Raw genomic sequence first — 21,139 nt, 5'->3', positions numbered from 1 at the left:
GTGGTGCGGGGCATTCGTTCGAACGTCGTTGGAAAGTTAGCAGCCCGCCGAGGAATCCCGGCAAAGGTCACGCGGCGATTCGGCTGCCCGTCGATTACCCGGCCAGGCGTCGGTGGGTGCCGCGCAGTGGATTCGCCACCGGTGACTTGATGGCGGGCAGTGTGATCGACATGCGGACCGTCGTACCGAATTCGGTGTGGTCGATATCGAGATTCTCGGTGAGCGCGCTCATCATGTCGATGCCGCGGCCACGGGTACCCGGATCGGCGGAACGCGGTTTCCACCCACCGGAATCGGTGACGACGATGGCGACGGTCTCGGTATCGCAGGTCGCGGTGAGTTCGACCTCGTGCTCACCGGCCATATCCCGGTAGGCGTGCTCGATGCTGTTACTGCATGCCTCGTTGGCGGCCGCGACCAGATCCGAGGCCAGATCGTGCGGTACCGCCGCCGCCGCGAACCAGGCCTTGAGGGCACGGCGCAATCCGGCGAGCCGATCGGCGTGCGCGGCGACGGTGAGGCGCAACGGCGCGGGCGGCTGCCGGTACACCACCATGGCGACATCGTCGTCGTATCCGCCGTCGGGGCGCAGCCGCGACAGGACCGCGTCGGCCACCTCGCGCGGCAGTTTGCCAGTGGTGTCGGAGAGGACTTCGGCGATCTGGTCGAAACCGTCGTAGATGTCGACACCGCGCTGCTCGACCAGTCCGTCGGTGAACAGCACCATGGTCGATCCGGGAGCCAGCGTCGCGGTGGCCTCGGGGCGACGCGGGATATCGAAGGTCGCCAGCGGCACCGAACGCCCGTCCTCCAACATCCTTCCCCGTTCGCCGACATCGGCGACGATCGCGGGCATATGCCCCGCGCTGCTGTAGCGGATCACCCCTCGCTGCGGATCGAGCACCGCCGCGAACACCGTGGTGCACATCGCGCCGGGAATCCGGCTCGCCACCGTGTCCAACTCGGCGAGCAGTTGCGCGGGCCCGGTCTCCCTGAGCAGCAGAGCCCGTGCGGCCGTGCGCAATTGGCCCATGACCACCGCGGCGGACAGTCCACGGCCGACACAGTCTCCGACGACCACGCCGATGGTCCCGTCCTTCAACGGCACCACGTCGTACCAGTCGCCACCGATCTCGAGCGGCGGCAGCGCGGGTTCGTAGTGCACCGAGAATCGGGGCGGCAGTTCGATCGGACCGAGCATGGCGCGTTGCAGGGTGAGCGAGGTCGAACGCGCCTGGTCGAAGTTGCGCGCCCGCTGCACCGCCAGACTCAGATGCCCGATGAGCAGCGAGAACATCGTCCAATCCGCCGCGGTGATGGCGCGCGGCGCGGCGAAGCGCAACCACAGCGCGGCATCGCCGGTCTCACCGAGCGGTGCGACGATCCCCTCCGAACTCTGCGCGCCCTCCGGAATCGCCGACAGACTGCGCGGCAGCCTGCGCCGAGCCCGGTCCAACATCGTGCGGGCCCGCTCGTCCAGCACCGGACCCTCGGTGTTCGACGTGCCTGGCTCGATGGCTCCCGACATGTAGACCTCGGGGCTCGCGTGGCGATTGGGCCAGACCGACACCACCGCGGATTCCGCGCCGACGGTGCGCCGCAATTCGTCCAGACCGACCGCGAGCACCTCGACCACGCTGGTCGCCGCGCCCACCGCCGTCGCCAGCCGCGACGCCGCCTGATCCCTGGCCTGCGCGTCGTGTTCGGCGGTCACGTCGCGAATGGTGCCGACGAAGATCCGCTGGTTGTTGGCGGGCTCGATCAGGACGCTCGTACTGACCGCCAGCCACAGATCCCGACCGTCGCGATGCCGGATGGGAATGACGAATCGCGAAGCCTCGGTGCCGAGATCGGGATAGCGCGGGCCCGACGGCACCGACCACGGATGCGGCAGCGGATAGGGCACACCGGCGGCGCCGTATCCGGTGAGCGCGCCGAACGCCGTATTGACCTCGATGACACTGCCGTTCGCATCCGCGACGAAGAAGCCGTCTTGCAACGACTCGACCAACGCGGTGCGGAAGGCGTCGCGCCCGGCGAGATCGTCGGCGCGGGAACGCTGTTGCTCGTAACGGCGGGTGCCGTCGAGATAGCCGCGGGTGGCGATATCGAGCGCGGCCAGGGTTTGCAGCAGGAATTCGAGCGCACCCTCGGCCAGCCGGGGATCGACGGTCCCGGAAACCCCTCCGCTTTCGGCGATCTCGGCGACCCGCGCGGCCTCCGCCGCGGTGACGAGACGGAAATGGTGTTCGGTCAGGTCGAGCAGGCTGATGTCCTCGACCAGCGCCCGCCTGCCGAGTTCGTACCCCTCGGACAGGGTGGCGTGGTTGGGTGAATCCAGGTGTCGCCGTAGCGCGTTCGTGTACGCGTCGAGGAAGGCCGCGAGCACCGTCGTCATGGCGCTTCGCTCACCGTCGTGCCCCGATGTCGGGCGGCCAGCACCAGGGCGTCGTCGGTGTCCTTGGCATGGCGGGACAGGATCTCGGAGGTGATATCCGCGGTGGATTTGGCGAGGTCGATACTCTCCGCCGATTCCGCGACGATGCCGTCGGTCGACATCAGCAGCAGATCCCCCGGACGCACGTGCACGGTCTGCGGTTGCAGGTTCTGCGGCAGCCGGTAACCGACGATCCCGCCGGTGAGCAGCACCGTCGCCCGCACCGTCAACCCGGCAGGGCTCGCGCTCAGCACCCGGGACTCGACATTGCCGACCCCGAGCCAGCGGATCGCGTCACCGATGCCGAACAGGGCCAGCGACACCGCGGCGCCCCTGGTGTCGGCCATCGCCCGATGACACAGCACCATCAGGACGTCGAGGGGTTCGGCCCGGTTCTCCGAAAGTACCTGTGCGGCACGGTCGGCCGCGTCCGCCGCGGCCGCGCCGTGTCCGAGACCGTCGAGCACCCCGAACAGGACACCGCCATCGCCCGCGTCCAGCACCACGCAGCGATCACCGGAGATGTGTTGCCCGGGAAGCGCGCGACCGGCCACCGCCCACTCGATCCGGCCGATGATCCCGTCGTCACGCACCGTTGGGCACCCACTTCCACATTTCTATCAACGTGCCGCGCCCCGGTGCCGAATCGACGATGAGTCGATCCATCAGGCGCTGCGCGCCCGGAAGTCCCAGTCCCAGACCGCGACCGGTGGAATAGCCGTCATCCAACGCGCGCGCGATATCCCGGATGCCTGGCCCCTGATCCTCGGCCTGGACGACCAGTGCCTGGCGCCCCTCTCGGTCGCCGACGAGCAGTCGGATCTCCCCGCTGCCCGCGTAACTGGTGATGTTGCGGGCGATTTCGGAGATCGCCGTGGAGATCATGGTCCGGTCGGTGAGGGAGAAGCCGAGCTGTGCCGCCAATTCCCGTCCGGCTTGACGTGCGGTCACGATGTCACCCGACACCTTCACCGCGATCACCATGTTCTCAGCGGCCACTGTCACGACCGTCTCGCTGGCGACGTCCCGAAGCCTTGCGATCCAGCCACGCAAGGCCCTCCTCGAGGTCGAGGGCGGTGTGCATGTCTTCGAATGTGAGCCCCAATTGCACCATGGCGAAAGCGACTTCGGGTTGCAGGCCGACGATCACCGTTTCGGCACCGCGGAGCTGCGTCATATGCGCGATGGTACGCAGCGATCTGGCCGCGAAGGAATCCATCACATCGATCGCGGTGACGTCGACGATGATGCCGTGCGCTCTGTATTTGCTGACCTGTTTCATCAGGTCGTCCTGGAGGCGCTCGGTGTCGGCATCGGTCAGCGCCGACTGAACCGACGCGATGAGATACGTGCCCTGCTTCAGTATGGGTACCGGCATCAGGGCTACCGATCAGCGCCCGTCCCGTTCGATAGGCCGGTCGGTCACGCGGGTGACCTCGTAGCCCAGCAAACGTTCGGCCTCTTCGATGCCACCCTGGAGGTCACCGACGGCATTCATCTTGGACAGGTCGAGCCCGATCGTCACCAGCGTCAGCGCGATCTCCGAGGACAGGCCGGTGATGATGACGTTGGCGCCCATCAGGCCGGAGGCGTCCACGGTCTGCACGAGGTGGTTGGCGACCGTGGAGTCGATGGTCGGCACACCGGTGATGTCGATGACGACGACCTTCGCGCGATTGGCGCGGATGGCCCGCAGCAACTGCTCGGTGAGCTGACGGGCGCGCTGGCTGTCCAGCACGCCGATGATCGGCAGGATCAGCAACTGCTCGCGCACCTGGAGAACAGGCGTGGAGAGTTCGCGGATGGCTTCCTGCTGCTGGCGGATGACGCGCTCGCGCTCCTGCACGAACGAGATCGCCACCGTACTCGCGATGCGGTTGGCGGCGGGCTCGTAGGCGTCGAGGACGGAGTTCAGCAACTCGAAATTCGACTGGTACTTCTCGAACAGCGAACGGGCGAGCACGTCGCGCAGCAGCAGCACGATGCCGAGGACCTCGTCGGTCTCGACCCCTCGCGGAATGATGCGCTCGGACAGATCCCGCGCGTAGGCCTGTAGCGCCTCGACGCTACCGGTCTCTAGCACCTCGACGTAGTTGTCGTAGACGGAGGTCGCCTCGGAGAAGATCTCCTCCGGGGTCATCGCGGTGAGCAGCTGCGCATCGGTGATACGACGTGCCCACTCCTCGCGCAGGGCGGTGCGATTCTGCCGCAAGTGCTCGACAAGCTGTGGCAACAGGTTGTCGACCGGTCCCGCGGGCAGCGAATCCGCCGAAAGGCTCATGGACACCTCGGACATGGAAATTCCAGCCCCTTTCGACGGGTGGGTCGGGATCATCGTGCTGTGCGGCTGCTAACCGACACCGAGCCTAGTCATACCCCGTGGCGAATGCCCACGAAACATCAGTGTTGGCGGCCCGGGGGCCGCGGGTTCGCGGCCCCCTTTGTCTCGCGTCCGAGCGGTCGAGACTCGCGACTTCGTCGCATGCGCTTCGACCGCTCGGACGCGAGACGGGCCGCGAACAGGGCGCTCGTAAGACTCGCGCCTGTGGTGGGTGCGTTTCGATCGGCTGGGCGCGGGAGGGGCCGTGAATGGGGCGTTTGTAAGACTTGCGGCTGTGGTGGGTGCGTTTCGATCGGCTGGGCGCGGGAGGGGCCGTGAATGGGGCGTTTGTAAGACTTGCGGCTGTGGTGGGTGCGTTTCGATCGGCTGGGCGCGGGAGGGGCCGTGAATGGGGCGTTTGTAAGACTTGCGGCTGTGGTGGGTGCGTTTCGACCGGTCGGACGCGAGACGGCCGCGAACGGGCGCTCGTAGGGCTCGCGCTGTTGAGGTGAGGTGGGTGTGAATGGTTGCCTGTGGGGCTCGGGCTGTTCGTTGGATCAGGGTGTATGGCGAAGTTCGGCTGGATGAGTGGAGGTGCAGTCGGGCGGGCAACTAGATGGCGAAGCCGTGTTCGAGGGCTGCCAGGGCTTGGTCGAGGTAGACCGTGAGGTCGGCGTCGGCGCGGGGGAGCCAGGCGTCGAAGGCGGCGCGGGCGGCGGCCAGGGTGGTGCGGCCGACGGCGAGGGGGATGAGGTCGTCCTCGGATTGGCCGAGGCGGTGGGCGGCGAAGGCGCTGACGGCGCGTTCCCAGGCGTCGTAGTGTGCTCCGGCGGTGGCGGTGAGGGCGGGGATGGTGCTGACCAACTGCATACGGGTGCGTAGTTCGGGGACGTCCTCGGCGCGGTATCTGTTCGCGTTGACGACGACTCGGCGGACGGCGGTCATCATCGGTTCGTCGGCGGGGACGGTGGTGAAGGCGGTGTGCAGGTTGGTGACCTCGTCGTCGAACCTGGCCCACAGGACCTCGGCCTTGGTGGGGAAGTAGCGGAAGAAGGTGCGCCCGCTGACACCGGCGGTGGCGGCGATCTGTTCGACGGTGGTGTTGTCGAAGCCCTGTTCGCTGAACAGCCGCATCGCGATCAGTTCCAGTTCGCGTTTGCTGGTGCCGCGTGGGCGGCCGCGGCCGGTGGTGGTGGTGCCCGATGTCGTCACGGGAAAAGTATGTCAGCTCGGCTGTCGACCGAGGTCTTGATTTTGTCAGTGACTGACGTTAATCTCCGACCATGGAAGTGGCGGATCTCACGTGGCCGGAGGCGGGCGAACGCGCCGACCCCGGTGTGATCCTCGCGATACCGCTCGGCGCGACCGAACAGCACGGCCCGCATCTGCCGCTGTCCACCGATACCGATATCGCGGTGGCGCTGTGCCGGGGACTGGCAGGGCGGCGATCCGATGTCCTGGTCGCACCGGCGCTGCCCTACGGATCCAGCGGCGAGCACGCGGGTTTCGCGGGCACCCTCTCGATCGGGCAGGCCGCGCTGGAACTGGTCCTGGTCGAGCTGTGCCGATCGGCCACCGACACCTACGACCGGATCCTGCTCGTCAGCGGACACGGCGGGAATCTGGAACCGCTGCGCCGCGCCGAGACGCTGCTGCGCACCGAATCCCGCGACGTGCGCGGTCACTTCCCCCGCTACGAGGGCGATCCGCACGCGGGTCGCGCCGAGACCGCGCTGATGCTGGCGCTGCGACCGGAGACGGTCCGCGCCGCGCGTGCCGAGCCGGGCGACACCCGCCCGCTGGCCGAGGTGCTGCCGCTGCTGCGCACCGGCGGCGTGCGCGCGGTCAGCCCGAACGGCGTGCTCGGCGACCCCACCGGCGCGACCGCCGACGCGGGCACCGTCCTGCTCGATCAGCTGATCACCGACTTGTACGAAACGACCCGGCACTGGTGGCCGGACTCCCGCTCCGAAAGACATCCCAGGAGGGTTGAATGTCAAGCAGCAGCCTTCTGAGCCGACAGCGGCCAGGCTGTGGCCTCGTTGTAGGGGGTTCCGGTTTTGAGGCAGCCGTGCAGGATTCCCACGAGTCGGTTGGCGAGTTGACGCAGGGCGGGGTAGTGGTTGACGCCGCGGGCTCGCTGCTTGTCGTAGTAGGCGCGGGCGTCCGGGGAACGCATCATCGCGGTCTGGGCCTGGGCGGTGAGGGCGTCGATCAGGCGGTCGTTGTGCACGAACCGCGCCAGGGCGACTTTCTTCTTGCCCGACGCGCGGGTGATCGGGGAGGTGCCCGCGTAGTTCTTGCGGGCCTTGGCGCTGGCGTAGCGGGTCGGGTCGTCACCGAATTCTGCGAGCACCCGGGCGCCGAGGATTGTCCCCAGTCCCGGCTGGGACAGGATGATCTCAGCGGCCGGGTGCTGCCCAAAATGGGCATCGACCTGCTCGGCGAGGGTCTTGATCTGGGTGTTCAGCACGCCCGGGACAGCCAGCAGCGAATGAACAGAGGCGGCATAGGCTTGTGTGACGATCTCGGGTTGTCCGAGGTGATCGGCGCGCAGCGCGGCCTGGATGATCGGGGCCTTGTCGGCGATGTTCTTGCGGCGTGCTCGTTTCATCGCGGCACTGATCTGGGCGATCGTCAGCCGGGCGGCCCGGGCCGGGGTGGGTGCTTTGCCCAGCAGTTCCAGGGTGTCGGCGGCGTCGAGGTCGTCGAACGCATCCAGCGCTGCGGGGAAGTAGTCGCGCAGGGTGTGTCGCAGCCGCTGGGTGTGGCGGGTTCGTTCCCAGATCATGCTCTTGTGGGTTCGGGCCACGACTTCGACCGCCTCGGCGCGGTCGGAGTCACCGGCGACCGGGCGCAGCTCGTGGGCGTGGGTGCGGACCATGTCCGCCAGCACGTGCGCGTCGGCGGCGTCGCTTTTCGCCCTCGACACCCCGAGCCGGTCACGAAACCTCGCCGCTTGCAACGGATTCACCGCCAGCACCGCGTATCCGGCGGCGACCAAGGCACTCACCCACGGGCCGCGATCGGTCTCGATCCCGATCAGCACCTCGACCTCATCGGCATCCTCGCCTACCAGGTCGCCGATGATCGCGTGCAGCTTCGCCATCCCGGCCACGCCCTCGGGCAGCCGGGCCTTGGCCAGGCGGCGGCCCGAATTGTCCATCACCTCCACATCGTGATGCGCCTCGGCCCAGTCATCACCAACGAACAACCTCAACGATTCTCCCGTACTCGATATCGATCACCACCTCTTCGGCAGCCCGCAGGAGAACTATCAGCGACCTAATCAAGCAATGCTCACGCCGCCGAAGCGGCAGGCACGACATCCCAGCAGCGATCAACTCTCCCGGCCCACCGGCAGGGGCACTGTCTTTCATCAGGACTCGATGTCCAGGAACCACGAGTGCTCACCTACCAGCCGGCTACCACCAAGGAGTTTGCCGGACGGCTTACTCCCAGAACTGATTAGGATCCACAGATGAATCCCTGGTTCGAAACCGTCGCCGAGGCGCAACGGCGCGCCAAGAAACGGCTGCCGAAATCGGTGTACGGCGCGCTGATCGCCGGCTCCGAGCGCGGCCAGACCATCGACGAGAATCAGCAGGCGTTCACCGAACTCGGTTTCGCGCCGCACTGCGCCGGATCGATCGGCGAGCGCGACCAGTCGACCAGCATTCTCGGACAGCCGCTGTCGATGCCGGTGATGATCTCGCCGACCGGCGTGCAGGCCGTGCACCCCGACGGTGAGGTGGCCGTGGCCCGTGCCGCCGCCGCCCGTGGCATCGCGATGGGACTCAGCTCCTTCGCCAGCAAGCCGATCGAGGAAGTCATCGCGGCGAATCCGTCGACCTTCTTCCAGCTGTACTGGTGCGGCAGCAAGGACGATCTGGTGCAGCGCATGGCCCGCGCCAAGGCGGCGGGTGCGGTCGGGCTGATCCTGACCCTGGACTGGTCCTTCTCGCACGGACGCGACTGGGGCAGCCCGGTCATCCCGGAGAAGCTGGACCTGCGCACCATGCTGAAGTTCGCACCGCAGACCCTGGCGCGGCCGCGCTGGCTGGCGACCTACGCGCGCTCGGGCCACATCCCCGACCTGACCGCCCCGAACATGGCGGTCGGTGACGGCGCGGCGCCCGGCTTCTTCGGCGCGTACGGTGAGTGGATGAGCACCCCGGCCCCGGATTGGGACGACGTGCGCTGGATCGTCGAGCAGTGGGGCGGGCCGGTCATGCTCAAGGGCGTCATCCGGGTCGACGACGCGCACCGCGCGGTCGACGCGGGCGTCTCGGCGATCTCGGTGTCCAACCACGGCGGCAACAATCTCGACGGCACCCCGGCGGCCATCCGCGCGCTGCCGGTGATCGCCGACGCGGTCGGATCGCAGATCGAGGTGGTGCTCGACGGTGGTATCCGCCGCGGCAGCGACGTGGTCAAGGCTGTCGCCCTCGGTGCGCGCGCGGTCATGATCGGCCGCGCCTACCTGTGGGGCCTCGCCGCCAACGGTCAGGCGGGCGTGGAGAACGTGCTCGATGTGCTGCGCGGCGGCGTGGACTCGGCCCTGCTCGGCCTGCGCAAGACCGCGGTGACGGATCTGGATCGCTCCGACATCGTCGTTCCCGACGGCTTCGAGCGCGCGCTCGGAGTGCCCGCCAACGGTGTGCGCGCGGTGCCCGCCCCGGCGCAAACCACCGCGACCGCGGCCGAATCGCCCGCGGTGGCCTCCGCCAGCTGATTCAGGCTTCCGGCTCGGCCGCCGGACGTCGATGGTGGCCGAGCAGCGCGTCGTAGATATCGGCGAGCGCGGTGAGCTGCTCGCGATCGAGTGCGTCGATCATGTGTCGGCGCACGCTGCTGACGTGCGCGGGCGCGGCGGTGTCGAGTACTTCGGCGCCGCGCGGGGTCAGGCGCGCCGCGGTGCGGCGGGCGTCGTCCGGGATGGGTTCCCGGACGACGAGCCCGCGCTTCTCCATCCGGGTGATCTGGTGCGAGAGCCTGCTCTGCGACCATTCCAATTTCTCGGCCAGATCCGCGAAGGTCAGCCGGTGGTCGGGGGTGTCGGCGAGATTGGCGAGTACCGAGTACTCCACGAAGGTCAGATTCGAGTCGCGTGCCGAATCGCGCCCGACCGCGGCGGCGACCAGGTCGCGCGTGCGCACGAAACCGATCCACGCCCGCGTCTCGACGTCGTCGAGCCATTGCGGTTCGCTCACGACACCGCTTCGCTGCGCTCACTCACGGCAGCCCTCCAAACTCTGACCTGTGCACCGAAATCGTCGCGGCCCGATTCGGTCACGACAACTGCCAGGTTGAGAGGTAGCACCACCGGGGTTGAACGTGCAACCTTTCCCAGGGGTTACTGCGATGTAGGGTTGCCTTACCCATGGGCGTCGCGGGTCGGTGGATAGGCTCGCTCTGCTTGTGACCAGCCAGGCTCCGGCCCGGCCCGCCCGAAGGAGAGCGATCCGTGACCGCGCCGGAATTCCGCTATTCAGATCTGCTGCCGATCGGCGCGGACGACACGCCCTACCGGCTGCTGACCACCGAGGGTGTGAGCACCGTCGAGGCAGGCGGACGCACCTTCCTGCAGGTGGAGCCCGATGTACTCCGAATGCTCACCGCCGAGGCGATGCACGACATCAGCCACTACCTGCGGCCCGCGCACCTTTCCCAGCTGCGCAAGATCATCGATGATCCGGAATCCTCCGGTAACGACCGCTTCGTCGCGCTCGACCTGCTGAAGAACGTCAACATCTCCGCGGGCGGCATCCTGCCCATGTGCCAGGACACCGGCACCGCCATCGTGATGGGCAAGAAGTCCGAGGGCGTACTGACCGGGGCCGACGACGCCGAATGGATCAGCCGCGGTGTGTTCGACGCCTACACGAAATTGAATCTGCGCTATTCGCAGCTCGCCCCGCTCACCATGTGGGACGAGAAGAACACCGGAACCAACCTGCCCGCGCAGATCGAGTTGTATTCGGCGCCGGGCGATCCCGCGCATCCGTCGTACAAATTCCTGTTCATGGCCAAGGGTGGCGGTTCGGCCAACAAATCCTTCCTGTACCAGGAAACCAAGGCGGTCCTGAATCCCGCCAGGATGCTCGAATTCCTGGACGAGAAGATCCGTTCGCTCGGCACCGCGGCCTGCCCGCCCTATCACCTCGCGGTCGTCATCGGCGGCACCAGCGCGGAATTCGCGCTCAAGACGGCCAAATACGCGTCGGCGCACTACCTGGACTCGCTGCCCACCGAGGGGTCGCTCGCGGCCCACGCGTTCCGTGACGTCGAGCTCGAGGAAGAAGTCTTCAAACTCACCCAATCCTTCGGGATCGGCGCGCAATTCGGCGGCAAGTACTTCTGCCACGATGTGCGCGTGGTGCGGTTGCCCCGGCACGGCGCGAGCTGCCCGGTGGCCATCGCGGTCTCCTGCTCGGCCGACCGTCAGGCGTTGGCCAAGATCACCGCGGAGGGCGTGTTCCTCGAACAGCTCGAGCGCGAGCCCGCGCAGTACCTGCCCGAGCAGACCGATTCCATCCTCGGCGGCGACGTGGTCCAGATCGACCTGAACCGGCCGATGTCGGAGATCCGCGACGAACTGTCGAAATACCCCGTCAAGACCAGGCTGTCGCTGACCGGTCCGCTGGTCGTCGCGCGCGATATCGCGCACGCCAAGATCAAGGAACGGCTCGACGCGGGTGAGCCGATGCCGGAATACCTGCGCGAGATGGCCGTCTACTACGCGGGCCCGGCCAAAACCCCCGACGGTTACGCCTCCGGTTCCTTCGGCCCGACCACCGCGGGCCGCATGGATTCCTACGTCGATCAGTTCCAGGCCGCGGGCGGCTCGCACGTCATGCTCGCCAAGGGAAATCGTTCGGCGCAGGTGACCACGGCGTGCAAGGAACACGGCGGGTTCTACCTGGGTTCCATCGGCGGCCCCGCGGCCCGCCTCGCCCTGGACTGCATCAAATCGGTCGAGGTGCTCGAATACCAGGAACTCGGTATGGAAGCCGTCTGGAAGATCGAGGTCGAGGATTTCCCCGCCTTCATCGTCGTCGATGACAAGGGCAACGATTTCTTCGCCGAAACCCAGAAGCCGATCGCCCTGCGGGTGCGGGAACGCTCCAAAGAGCGCGTCTGACCGCGACGGCGCGAGATCGAGCGCAATCATCGCAGGTCAGGGCCTATGTGTCGGTACCGCGACAGTCCGTCGTGAACGCCGAGACGCGGCTCACACGGTGGTAGTTGGTTAGTATTTCCACATGGTTCCGACTGGCGAGAGGTCGCACGGGCGGCTGGTTGCGACGCTGCTGGCCGTGCTGGCCCCCACCGTGCTGGCCGCGACCGTGGCAGGTCCGACGGCGCTCGCCGCGGCGGGAACCGAGGGGCTCGATCCGGCCTTGGCGCTGGCCTACACCCTTGCCGAGGACGCGGCACACGCCGAGGGCGTACCGCTCTGGATCAACTCCGGATACCGCACCGAGGCCGAACAGCGGGCACTGTGGGAAGACGGAATCGCCACATACGGAAGTCCCGAAGCGGCGCGTCGATGGGTGCTGCCGCCCGAGGAATCGAGTCACGTCGCCGGTCGGGCGATCGATGTCGGCCCGCAGGACGGCGCGGGGTGGCTGGAAGCCAACGGTAATCGCTGGGGTCTGTGTCGGACCTACGAGAACGAGTGGTGGCATTTCGAGCAGGCCACGGTGCCGGGCGCGGCATGTCCGCCGTTGCGGTCCGACGCGAGCGAACGCTGAGCCCCCTGCCCGGCGGAGGCGGCGGCCCGGAGCGCGGCCGTAAGTCCGTGCGGAGCCGACGCCGATACCCGTCGGTCGCGGCGGGTGCCGCGCCGACCACGACATCGGTGGCCGATTCGCGGCGCGCGGCAAGTACCGCGAACACGAACGGGAAACCTGTCCGTTCCCGCCGCATCCGACCGAGATCGTGCACGCGGACGAATTAGCGCGGATCGACTCCGAGGAAATCCGAAAGCAACAGGCGCGCAGGGTAAACCGCGGTGCGGCCGGTCGAGCTCGGCGCGCCGTCGAGCTCGACCGACGGCACCGGGCTGACCAAGAGACGGGACATCACCGGCCCGTCGCATCCGATCGCGATATCGGGCAGCATCACCGGTTCGTCGGCATGGCCGAGGAACTCCATCCGGCTGATCGGGCCGATATCGATATGTCCGGAATTCAGTGCATCGCTGAGGTTTTCGGGGGAATCCCGGACGACGTCCAGGTCGATCAGGCTGCCGGTGCGGGGCAGCCCCCACAGGATCGGCAGGTAGGTGAGGAATTCGATGCGGGGCCTGCGCTGCCGTGACGGTCCGTGAGGTGACGGTCGGAAGACCGGGGGGTGACCGGGGACGGAGCGCATAGGCCAACTCTCGGCGAGAAACCCGCACTGCGGAAACCCCTACGCGGCCCCTAGTGGTTCGGGGCGGGGACATGAAAAACCCACGCTCGGGCAGTGATTCGGTACGGGGCGGTACACCGCGCCCAGGGTCGACCGAAGGTCTGACACCTTGACCGACCGCGAACGCTCGTGCGTTAATTGGTCCGCACGAACGTTCGGTTAATCCAGGGTTGGGGTCTACGATGTGCGATCTCGTAGTCTGTGACGAGGAGAGGGTGGGCGCAATGGGCGATGGCGTCACGGCAGAAGCGCGGGCCGGTGTGGGGTCGAAACGGGCGCGTCTCCTCGCCGCCGTGGCCGCGTCGGTGGCCGCTCCGCGGATGTTTTCGGCCGGGGCTACCGCAGCGCAATCGATGCCTGTGCCCGCAACGGCCGAAAGCGTGTGAATCGACTGATGTCACCGCGGACTCGGCAAATTGTCGGAAAACTCGTCGGATAAAGGAAGACGGACCGACCGTAATAAAAGGAAAGGGGAGTATCGGCAATGTCGATACTCCCCTCGGTCGTGCGAGGATCGTCGCCACCCCCGTGTTTTTTACGTTGTCTATTCCTGTATGTGAAATGTGTTGTGCACCACAATAATTGGTGAAGTGGTCGAGTTGCCGAGGTCGCTGCCGGGGCTATGATCGAGACAGGTGGGGACAATGATGTCCGGGGCTAATATCCTGCCCGGGCGCGGCATTCGGTTGTTGCGCTGGATCGAACGAGGTGCGCTTTGAGTGCCGTTGAGAAGTGGTCACAGTCCGCCGAGGTATCAGAATATCTCCGCGATGTGGATTGGGTAAGTGCGGATGACATTTCACCGAAAATAATTTCAAACGGTCGGTTCTCCTCGAATGGAAATAGCTCGCAGTCTCCTGTGTGGACGGTTCGGTCGGCGCTGGCCCACCTGAGCCACGACGGCGCGGATCGATTGCGCGTCGCACAGTTGCTGGCCGTGGTGGATCAACCCACCGCGAGTCGCATTCTCGCGGAAGTGCTCGACGCCGATCCGGAGTGGGTGCGGGCGGTGATCCGGGAATTCACCGAGGTGGGCTTGGTGGCGTATTCGCGTTTTCGGCGGCGCGACATCCGTGAGGCGGTGGTGCGAGAGACGCCGTTGATGGCGCGCACCAGCATGCACCACCGCGTGGCGGGTGTGCTGCACGCGGGCGGTGCGCCCGCCACGCGGGTCGCCGATCACCTGGTGAGCGCGGGTACCGCACGTTTCCCGTGGTCGGTTTCGCTGCTGCGGGCCGCCGGGGGCGATGCCATCGCCGACGATCAGATCACCAGGGCCGTGGACTATCTGGAACTCGCGTCCAGATTGGCCGACGAGGACGAGCGGGCCATCATCTTGACGACCTTGGCTGTGGTGCGCTGGCGGCTGAGCCCATCGACCTCGAGCCGCAGCTTCGGCCGGTTGATCGGGGCGCTGCGCGGTGGGTTGATACCGCCGCAGTGCGTGCCGATGGTGGCGCGGTACCTGCTGTGGCACGGTCGCGCGGAAGAGGCCGCCGCGGCGCTCGATCAACTCGACGCGGCGGCGGACGGCGGCGATGCCACCGGGCCCGCGCGGCTCGCGGCGATGAACGAGTGGCTGGCGTGTAACTATCCGGGTGTACTCGAAGGCCGTACGGCAGCGCCGGAGCCGGACCGCACGACCGTTCGGACCAGGTCGGCGTCCGTGGTCCGCACGGAGCCGGATGTCGAGGCCGCGCGGCTGCTGATCGACGTATTGACCAACGGCGCGAGCGTCGGGGCAGGGGCAGCCGCGCAACGTATGCTGCGTGGCCATCGGCTCGACGATCAAACCTTCGGCGCGCTCTTGATCGCCTTGGACTGTTTGGCCTACAGCGATCAACTCGATGTGGCCGCCTCCTGGTGTGAAGCCCTGATGTTGGAGGCAGCGGCCCGACGGGCGCCGACCTGGCAGTCGATCTTCGCGATCTGGCGATCGGCGATGTCGGTGCGCGAGGGCAATCTGCACGCTGCCATAGATCGCGCCTCGGGTGCGGTGGGGCGTATCAACAGCGAAAACCTCGGTACCTACACCGGACTGGCGGTGGCCAGCCTCGTCGCCGCGACCACGGCGGCGGGCAGATTCCGGGAGGCTGCCGCCTACCTGGATCACGCGCTGCCCAACAGTGTGCTCGAATCCCGAATCGGCCTGCAATTCCTCCATGCCCGCGGCCATTACCACATGGCGGTCGGCGCCTACGATCAGGCGCTCGAGGATTTCTCCGGCTGCGGCGAGCGGATGCGCCGCTGGAATATGGACGTCCCCGGGCTGGTGGCCTGGCGCAATGATCTGGCCGAACTCTATCTGCGACTAGGGGAGCCGCGTGCCGCACGGCGCTGGGCCAGTGCCCATCTCGACCGGATCGGTGGCGTCGATCGACATCGCACCGCCGGGGTGTCCGTGCGACTGATAGCGGCGAGCAGTCCGGTGCTGGACCAGGTCGCGCTGTTACGGCAGTCGGTGTCGATCGCCAACAGCGGGGGAAATCAGCTCGAACTGGCGACCGCGCTCGCGGCACTGTCGGACGCCTACCACGCGATCGGCGAACGCGACCGGGCACGCGCGGCGAATCGGCGCGCTACCCGACTGGCGGAGCAGTGCGGTGCCGAACCGTTGCGGATCCGGCTGGCCGGGCCGCGCGGTGAGAACGCGCCTGCGCTGATGCCGTTGCCGCAGCCGCAGCGTGCCCTCGACGCCCTGAGCCCGGCCGAGTTGAAGGTCGCGGAACTGGCCGCCGCGGGTCGGCGCAATCGTGATATCGCCAAGGAACTGCACATCACGACCAGCACCGTCGAACAGCATCTCACGCGCGTCTACCGAAAATTGCGTGTCGCGCGCCGCTCCGATCTGGTCGTCGTGCTGGCCGCCCCCGACCTCTCCCCGGTACGCGAGGTCCGATGACCGCCGCGCGTACCCGTCGCGTCGCACGGGGCGTCGGCGGGATACGGTGATGAGCGACAAGTGGATTCGGCGCGCGTTGCCACGAACCGATCCGGCGGCGCGGGTGATCTGTTTTCCGCACGCGGGTGGGTCGGCGAACTACTTCACCCCGCTGGCGCGCAAACTACCGCGGGCGATCGAACTGCTGGCGGTACAGAATCCGGGCAGGCAGGAGCGCTACCGGGAACCGCGCCTGGAATCGATCGTCGAACTCGCCGAGGCGGTGTTGCCGAGCGTGTCGACATGGTTGGACAGGCCGACGATCCTGTTCGGGCACAGTATGGGCGCGGTGCAGGCCTTCGAGGTCGCGCGAGGTCTCCCCGGCGGCGCGCCGGTCGTGCTCTTCGCGTCGGCGCGGCGCGCACCTTCGGTGATCCGGGTCGAGACCGTCCATCAACGGTCGGATCGCGCGATCATCGCCGAGATGCGCGCTCTCGGCGGCACCGATACGCGAGTCTTCGACGACGAGGAGACGGCGGCGCTGTACCTGCCGGTCATCCGTAGCGATTACCGTGCGGTCGAAACCTACCGATGCCCGGCCGAGGTGACCGTCGACTATCCGATCACGGCCCTGGTCGGTGACCGGGATCCCCGAGTCACCCGCGCCGATGTCGAGGCATGGCGTACACATACCACGGCGGAGTTCACGACCCATGTGCTGCCGGGCGGCCACTTCTACCTCGGCGACGAACTCGACGCCGTCGCGGAATTGCTCGGCGCGCGACTGTCCGTCGGGACGGGCGAACCGGGTGATCACCGGGGGTAGTCGTTCGGATCGCTCAGCCGACCGGTGTCGTGGCGCCCGGCATACCGTCGAGGGTGAGGCCACCTTCGATGGTGTTGGGAACACGACGCCGGTCCGGCGAGCCGAGGGCGGCGGTGAGATCGGTGCCGTCGTGCTCGGCGAGCAGTTCGCCGCTGTCCCAGACCAGCAGCGTCGCGCTGACGGTGTTGTCGGCGGCCGAATGGGCGAGGTCGTAGTGCGCGCACCCGGGGACGTGGGAGTAGGTGATCCACAGGTCGTAGCCGGTCATGAACAGGTCTAGATCGAATTGCACACTGAGACCGAGCAATTCGCTGCGCCCGTTGTCATCGACACCGGCGAACGCCTCGTCCAGCGCCAGCAGGCGCGGTGCCTGCGGATCGGCCGAATCGAGCATCACGTGCGCCGCGGCGAACAGCGGCAGGTGCAGCGACACCGACTGCTCACCACCCGAGAGCGCGCTGTGCCGGGCCACGGTGAGTTTGTCCTCGCTGCCGTCGGCGGAGAGCAACGTGAACGAGAACACCCGCCAGGTGCGGTAGTCGAGTGTGGCGGCGAGGATCTCGGGATAGGAACGTTCCGGATGCGCGGCCCGCGCGGCCCGGATCTCGGCGGCGAAATGCGAGCGGATCGCCGCGAGGTCCTCGGCGCCGAGGGCGGACGCGTCGCGGTCGAGCAATTTGCACACGGCGCGCGCGGCATCGGACAGACTGTCCGCGAGCACCCAGTGCACGCCGATGGTGTTCCCCGAGGACATGCGGCGCTGTTTCATCTCCGCGCCCATCCGCCCGATGAGTTCGCGGGCGTCGGTGGTGCGTTCGTGGATCTGCTGGGCCAGGCCGGTGAGCAGCGCGTCCTCCAGGATGCGCCGCTCGGCGTCGGTGAGCAGCAGTTCCTGATCGTGGCGGGCCCGATCGATGCGGCCGGCGAAATCGGCGAGCGCCGAGACGCCGTGCTCGTCGTGGACCTGGACGACGGTGAGTCCGTCGGCGGCGTCCCAGTGCAGCCGGTAGTCGCGTCCGGACGTGGCGAGTGCGGCGTCGAATTCCTGCAACGCCGTGGTGACCGCGCCGCGGGTGGACTTGCGGGCCGCCTCGCCCGCCCGCACCGACGCGGTGGCGACGGTGAGATTGTCGAAGAGTTCGGCCACCTCGTCCGGCAGGAACCTCGGCTCGGCTTCCGGCCCGGCCTGCGAGATCCGGTACAGCAGTTGCTCGGAGGTCGACCATGCCGCGTCACTGCTCGGCCAGCGGCTGTCGTCGGGCGCACCGAGTAGCCGGAGCAGATCCGGCTGGGCGTAGGGCGCGAGCGCGCGCACGTCGGTGAGTACCTCGGTGAGCGCGGTGCCGAGGGATTCGTGCGCCGTGCGGTAGGCCGCCTCGGCGTCGCCGACCGCTTCGATCGCCTCGTTCGCGGCCTTGCGTGCGGCCTTCTGCTCGGCGCGGGCGGCCTCGATGCGCAGCCGCGCCGCCTCGAGTTCGCGGTCGATATCGGCCGCGCCCGCCCCGAGCGCCTCGCGCAGCGTCTCGAGTTTGCGCAACTGCTCCTGGTAACCGGCCTGCGCGGACTCGGCCTCCTCGGCGAACGCCTCGGCAACCTCGCGCGCCTCGTCGTGGCGGTCCGCGCCCTCCCGTTCACGTTCGCGTTCGCGCTCGTGGTCGGCGCGCACGCGCAGCAGACCGGTGCCGCTGTTCTCGAAATGCCGGATCGCGGCCGCGAGGGCGTCGATCTCGCGCGGTTCGCGCGGTGTGCGATGTTCGGCGGCGACGGCCCGCAGCTTCTTCTCGACGGCGGCCGCGTCGGCAACTGCCTGGTCCAAGTCGCGTTCGGCCTGCGCCGCCGCTTCGGAACGGGACCGCAGCATGCCCGCGGCCTCGGAGACCGCGCGCAGGGCGCTTGTGATGGCCGACGGTCGCGGCAGTTCCTTCGCGGCCGCGCCGAGGCGCGCGAGTTCGTCGTCGGCGCTCGCCTCGTCGGCTTCGGCCTGCCGCGCGTCGGCACTCGCGGCGTTCAGCGCCGCCGTCAACTCCGCGAGACGGATCTCGCGTCGACGACCGCGTGCCGTCGCGCCGATGAATTCGGCGTCGGGTTTGTGGTGACGGCCGATCCGCACACCCTGCCGGAAATCGCCCGTCGTGCCGATCGTGGTGTCCGTGCCGGGCCGGTCGGCGTCGGATCCCGCACCGGACACGGCCGGGGAGTCGTCCAGCGAGACGGAGGCGAGGACGTCGGCGACTTCCCGCTTCGGCACCGCCAGTCGGTCGGAGGCATCCTCGACGACGAGCACGTCGGCCAGGGTGCGCCCGGTCGGCCGCAGGGCGGGCGGCAGCGCGACGAGGAAATGCTCGGATCGATAGTCGCCGGGCCTCTCCGATTCGGCGCAGATCCACGCGTCGAGCAGACCGGCGGCCTGCAACGCGGCCTCGATCCCGGCGGCGGCGGCCGGGTCGACGTCGTCGGCGAAGCGGACCAGCTGCCACAGCGGTGCGCCGGGACGCCCGTCCCTGACATCGGTGCGCGCCGAACCGGGGGGCGGAGCGTCGTCGCGCTGCGCGGCCACCCGATCGCGTTCGGCACTCGACTCGCCGTGCCGCTCGTTCGCGGCCTCGTGCCGAGTCCTGGCATCGCTTCGCCGGGCCCGGATCTCGTCGAGCAGCGGTTCTGCCCGCTCGGCCAGCACCTCGGCGACACCCGCCGCATCCTCGGAACCGGCCGAGCGCAGCGCCGAATCCAGTTCCCGCAGCAGATCTTTCGCGATGGGGCAGTAGAGCTCGCGATTCCGCTCCCACCACGCGCGCAGCGTCGTCGCCGAATCCCCGCGCGCCACTTCCACGGCCGCCTCGGCCGCCGCGACCTCGGCTTCGGCCGCCTCGCGCAACCGCACCGCGCGTTCGGCCAGCCGTTCGGCCCTGGTCCGTTCGGCCGCCGCGGATTCCACGAGTCCGAGCGATTTCCTGACCGCGCGCACATCGGCGTCGCGTTCCTCGGCCCGAGCTCGGACGGTCGCGGTGAGGGTGTCGGCACGGGCCTCGGCCGACGGCGCGGTCCAGTCGATGCCCGCTTCCTCGGCGGCGGCACGTAATTCGTCCTCGCCCCGTGCCAGCGCGGCGGCCGCGTTCGTGACCGCGGCGCGGGCACGTTCGGCTTCCTGGGCGCGCTGGTCGAGCGTCTGCGCAGCCTTGAGCGCCTTGTCCCCGTGCACGCTCGCCGAGGTCTCGAGCCTGCGCACGGCGTCGGCGAGGTCGTCGAGTTGCTGTTTGCCCTCGTAGGCGCTGGAACGTTGCAGGGTCTCGCGGTCGGTCATGGCCTGTTCGTAGGCGCGGTCGGCGTCGTCGGCGCGGGCCTGCGCGCCGGTGCGGTCGGCGTCCCTGCGCTGCCGCAACGCGGTGGCGGCGAACAGGGCGGTACTCGCGTGGGTCACCGCGTCGAGCCTGGCCCGTACCCGGTCCAGATCGGTTCTGGCCTGCACCCCGAGATATTTGCGGTAGACGCCGACGAACGCCCGTGTCGCGCTGTCGGCGTGCACCAGCCCCTCCAGGGTGCGACCGACCTCCTCCATATCGCTGAACGAGCGGGCCGCGTCGAGGATCAGCTGTTCGTCGAGCGGTCGCAGGCCGTCGGTGAGCGCCTGCGACAGTCCGCGCGGGTCCAGATTCTTCGCCAGCTGCGGACGGCGCAGGGTCAGGATCAAATTGACGAGCTGGTCGTAACGCTGCGCGCCGAGACCGAACATGCGGGCGTCGATGGCGGCCCGGTATTCGACCGGGCGGTCGACGATGGCGTCGGTGCCGATCTGTTCGGCCAGCTGTTTGCGGGTGAAGGGCCGGTCGTCGGGACCGATCAGGGAGAAATCGACCCCGACCCGACCGTCGGCGACGAAATACCAGCGGGTCACCTTGTCCGAGGACCGCGTCGCGCGCATGCCGATGCCGATGGTGACCGTCTCCGGGTCGTGCCACGCGCCGCGCGCGAATTCCATCCAGACGTAGGAGTAGGCCGATTCCTGTTTGCGGTAGAGCAGATTCGATTTCATGGTGCGCTCTTCGCCCGCGAACGGATTGAGCCTGCGCGGTTCGATCCGCCCGTCCAGGACGAACGGGAACAGCACCTCCAGCGCCTTGGTCTTGCCCGACCCGTTGGGGCCGCGCAACACCAGCCTGCCGTCGGCGAAACAGAACTCCTGGTCCCGGTAGTCCCAGAGGTTGACGATGCCCGCGCGGGTCGGGATGAATCGCACTCCACCGTGGATGACAGACATGC

At 68.1% G+C, this 21,139-nt stretch carries 16 protein-coding genes; 6 read left to right on the top strand and 10 right to left on the bottom strand.

The window, feature by feature from the left end:
- Positions 1-94 precede the first annotated feature (94 nt).
- From OG225_RS20985 to mftR, 6 genes are all read right to left on the bottom strand, one after another.
- Positions 95-2,398 (bottom strand): SpoIIE family protein phosphatase, encoded by a 2,304-nt coding sequence (locus OG225_RS20985; protein WP_405176902.1) that lies wholly within the window; start codon positions 2,396-2,398, stop codon positions 95-97.
- Complete coding sequence (locus OG225_RS20980) at positions 2,395-3,030, bottom strand: SpoIIE family protein phosphatase (protein WP_109527095.1); 636 nt, start codon at positions 3,028-3,030, stop codon at positions 2,395-2,397. Before OG225_RS20980 ends, OG225_RS20985 begins: the two co-directional genes overlap by 4 nt.
- Entirely contained in the window at positions 3,023-3,421 is a 399-nt protein-coding gene (locus OG225_RS20975) for an ATP-binding protein (RefSeq protein ID WP_109527390.1), read from the bottom strand. Before OG225_RS20975 ends, OG225_RS20980 begins: the two co-directional genes overlap by 8 nt.
- Before the next feature lie 4 nt (positions 3,422-3,425).
- A complete protein-coding gene (locus OG225_RS20970; RefSeq protein ID WP_109527096.1) occupies positions 3,426-3,815 on the bottom strand; it encodes an STAS domain-containing protein in 390 nt (129 codons plus the stop codon).
- Between the two features lie 12 nt (positions 3,816-3,827).
- On the bottom strand, positions 3,828-4,733 hold the full coding sequence (locus OG225_RS20965; protein ID WP_109527097.1) for an STAS domain-containing protein: 906 nt from the start codon (positions 4,731-4,733) through the stop codon (positions 3,828-3,830).
- A 636-nt stretch (positions 4,734-5,369) separates the two neighbouring features.
- Positions 5,370-5,969, bottom strand: coding sequence for a mycofactocin system transcriptional regulator (gene mftR / locus OG225_RS20960; protein ID WP_405176901.1), 600 nt, complete (start codon positions 5,967-5,969; stop codon positions 5,370-5,372).
- Positions 5,970-6,040: 71 nt separating this feature from the next.
- Between mftR and mftE the strand changes: the two genes are divergently transcribed.
- A complete protein-coding gene (gene mftE / locus OG225_RS20955) occupies positions 6,041-6,772 on the top strand; it encodes a mycofactocin biosynthesis peptidyl-dipeptidase MftE (RefSeq protein ID WP_405176900.1) in 732 nt (243 codons plus the stop codon).
- Here the strand turns inward: mftE and OG225_RS20950 are convergent.
- A complete protein-coding gene (locus OG225_RS20950; RefSeq protein ID WP_405176899.1) occupies positions 6,754-7,977 on the bottom strand; it encodes an IS110 family transposase in 1,224 nt (407 codons plus the stop codon). The genes mftE and OG225_RS20950 overlap by 19 nt on opposite strands.
- A 261-nt stretch (positions 7,978-8,238) precedes the next feature.
- On the opposite strand from OG225_RS20950, the gene mftD reads away from it, so the two are divergent.
- Positions 8,239-9,492 (top strand): pre-mycofactocin synthase MftD, encoded by a 1,254-nt coding sequence (mftD, locus tag OG225_RS20945; protein ID WP_405176898.1) that lies wholly within the window; start codon positions 8,239-8,241, stop codon positions 9,490-9,492.
- 1 nt (position 9,493) lies between these two features.
- On the opposite strand, the gene OG225_RS20940 is transcribed toward mftD, so the two are convergent.
- Positions 9,494-9,970 carry a MarR family winged helix-turn-helix transcriptional regulator gene (locus tag OG225_RS20940; RefSeq protein WP_405176897.1) on the bottom strand — a complete coding sequence of 159 codons (477 nt, stop codon included), beginning with the start codon at positions 9,968-9,970 and terminating at the stop codon, positions 9,494-9,496.
- 254 nt (positions 9,971-10,224) lie between these two features.
- Here OG225_RS20940 and OG225_RS20935 point away from each other — a divergent pair, with 254 nt between their 5' ends.
- Positions 10,225-11,901, top strand: a complete 1,677-nt coding sequence (locus OG225_RS20935; protein ID WP_405176896.1) for a fumarate hydratase — start codon at positions 10,225-10,227, stop codon at positions 11,899-11,901.
- 121 nt (positions 11,902-12,022) lie between these two features.
- Positions 12,023-12,514 (top strand): M15 family metallopeptidase, encoded by a 492-nt coding sequence (locus OG225_RS20930; RefSeq protein WP_405176895.1) that lies wholly within the window; start codon positions 12,023-12,025, stop codon positions 12,512-12,514.
- A 202-nt stretch (positions 12,515-12,716) separates the two neighbouring features.
- On the opposite strand, the gene OG225_RS20925 is transcribed toward OG225_RS20930, so the two are convergent.
- Complete coding sequence (locus OG225_RS20925) at positions 12,717-13,136, bottom strand: MqnA/MqnD/SBP family protein (RefSeq protein WP_405176894.1); 420 nt, start codon at positions 13,134-13,136, stop codon at positions 12,717-12,719.
- 898 nt (positions 13,137-14,034) lie between these two features.
- Here OG225_RS20925 and OG225_RS20920 point away from each other — a divergent pair.
- Positions 14,035-16,077 carry a LuxR C-terminal-related transcriptional regulator gene (locus tag OG225_RS20920; protein ID WP_405176893.1) on the top strand — a complete coding sequence of 681 codons (2,043 nt, stop codon included), beginning with the start codon at positions 14,035-14,037 and terminating at the stop codon, positions 16,075-16,077.
- Between the two features lie 49 nt (positions 16,078-16,126).
- The gene (locus tag OG225_RS20915) at positions 16,127-16,882 is read left to right on the top strand and encodes a thioesterase II family protein (RefSeq protein ID WP_405176892.1); all 756 of its coding nucleotides are present in this window, start codon (positions 16,127-16,129) and stop codon (positions 16,880-16,882) included.
- Between the two features lie 13 nt (positions 16,883-16,895).
- On the opposite strand, the gene OG225_RS20910 is transcribed toward OG225_RS20915, so the two are convergent.
- On the bottom strand, positions 16,896-21,137 hold the full coding sequence (locus OG225_RS20910; RefSeq protein WP_405176891.1) for a TIGR02680 family protein: 4,242 nt from the start codon (positions 21,135-21,137) through the stop codon (positions 16,896-16,898).
- Positions 21,138-21,139 lie beyond the last annotated feature (2 nt).

Source organism: Nocardia sp. NBC_01377, assembly GCF_045040005.1.
In the GTDB taxonomy this organism is placed as follows: Bacteria; Actinomycetota; Actinomycetes; order Mycobacteriales; family Mycobacteriaceae; genus Nocardia; species Nocardia noduli.
This window is presented reverse-complemented; position numbering and strand designations above follow the sequence as displayed.

What these genes read in the sequence shown, in the direction of transcription:
- OG225_RS20985 (WP_405176902.1), bottom strand. Translation starts at nt 2,398, where the DNA reads ATGACGACGGTGCTCGCGGCCTTCCTCGACGCGTACACGAACGCGCTA.
- OG225_RS20975 (WP_109527390.1), bottom strand. Translation starts at nt 3,421, where the DNA reads ATGGTGATCGCGGTGAAGGTGTCGGGTGACATCGTGACCGCACGTCAA.
- OG225_RS20970 (WP_109527096.1), bottom strand. Translation starts at nt 3,815, where the DNA reads ATGCCGGTACCCATACTGAAGCAGGGCACGTATCTCATCGCGTCGGTT.
- OG225_RS20965 (WP_109527097.1), bottom strand. Translation starts at nt 4,733, where the DNA reads ATGTCCGAGGTGTCCATGAGCCTTTCGGCGGATTCGCTGCCCGCGGGA.
- mftE (WP_405176900.1), top strand. Translation starts at nt 6,041, where the DNA reads ATGGAAGTGGCGGATCTCACGTGGCCGGAGGCGGGCGAACGCGCCGAC.
- mftD (WP_405176898.1), top strand. Translation starts at nt 8,239, where the DNA reads ATGAATCCCTGGTTCGAAACCGTCGCCGAGGCGCAACGGCGCGCCAAG.
- OG225_RS20930 (WP_405176895.1), top strand. Translation starts at nt 12,023, where the DNA reads ATGGTTCCGACTGGCGAGAGGTCGCACGGGCGGCTGGTTGCGACGCTG.
- OG225_RS20925 (WP_405176894.1), bottom strand. Translation starts at nt 13,136, where the DNA reads ATGCGCTCCGTCCCCGGTCACCCCCCGGTCTTCCGACCGTCACCTCAC.
- OG225_RS20915 (WP_405176892.1), top strand. Translation starts at nt 16,127, where the DNA reads ATGAGCGACAAGTGGATTCGGCGCGCGTTGCCACGAACCGATCCGGCG.
- OG225_RS20910 (WP_405176891.1), bottom strand. Translation starts at nt 21,137, where the DNA reads ATGTCTGTCATCCACGGTGGAGTGCGATTCATCCCGACCCGCGCGGGC.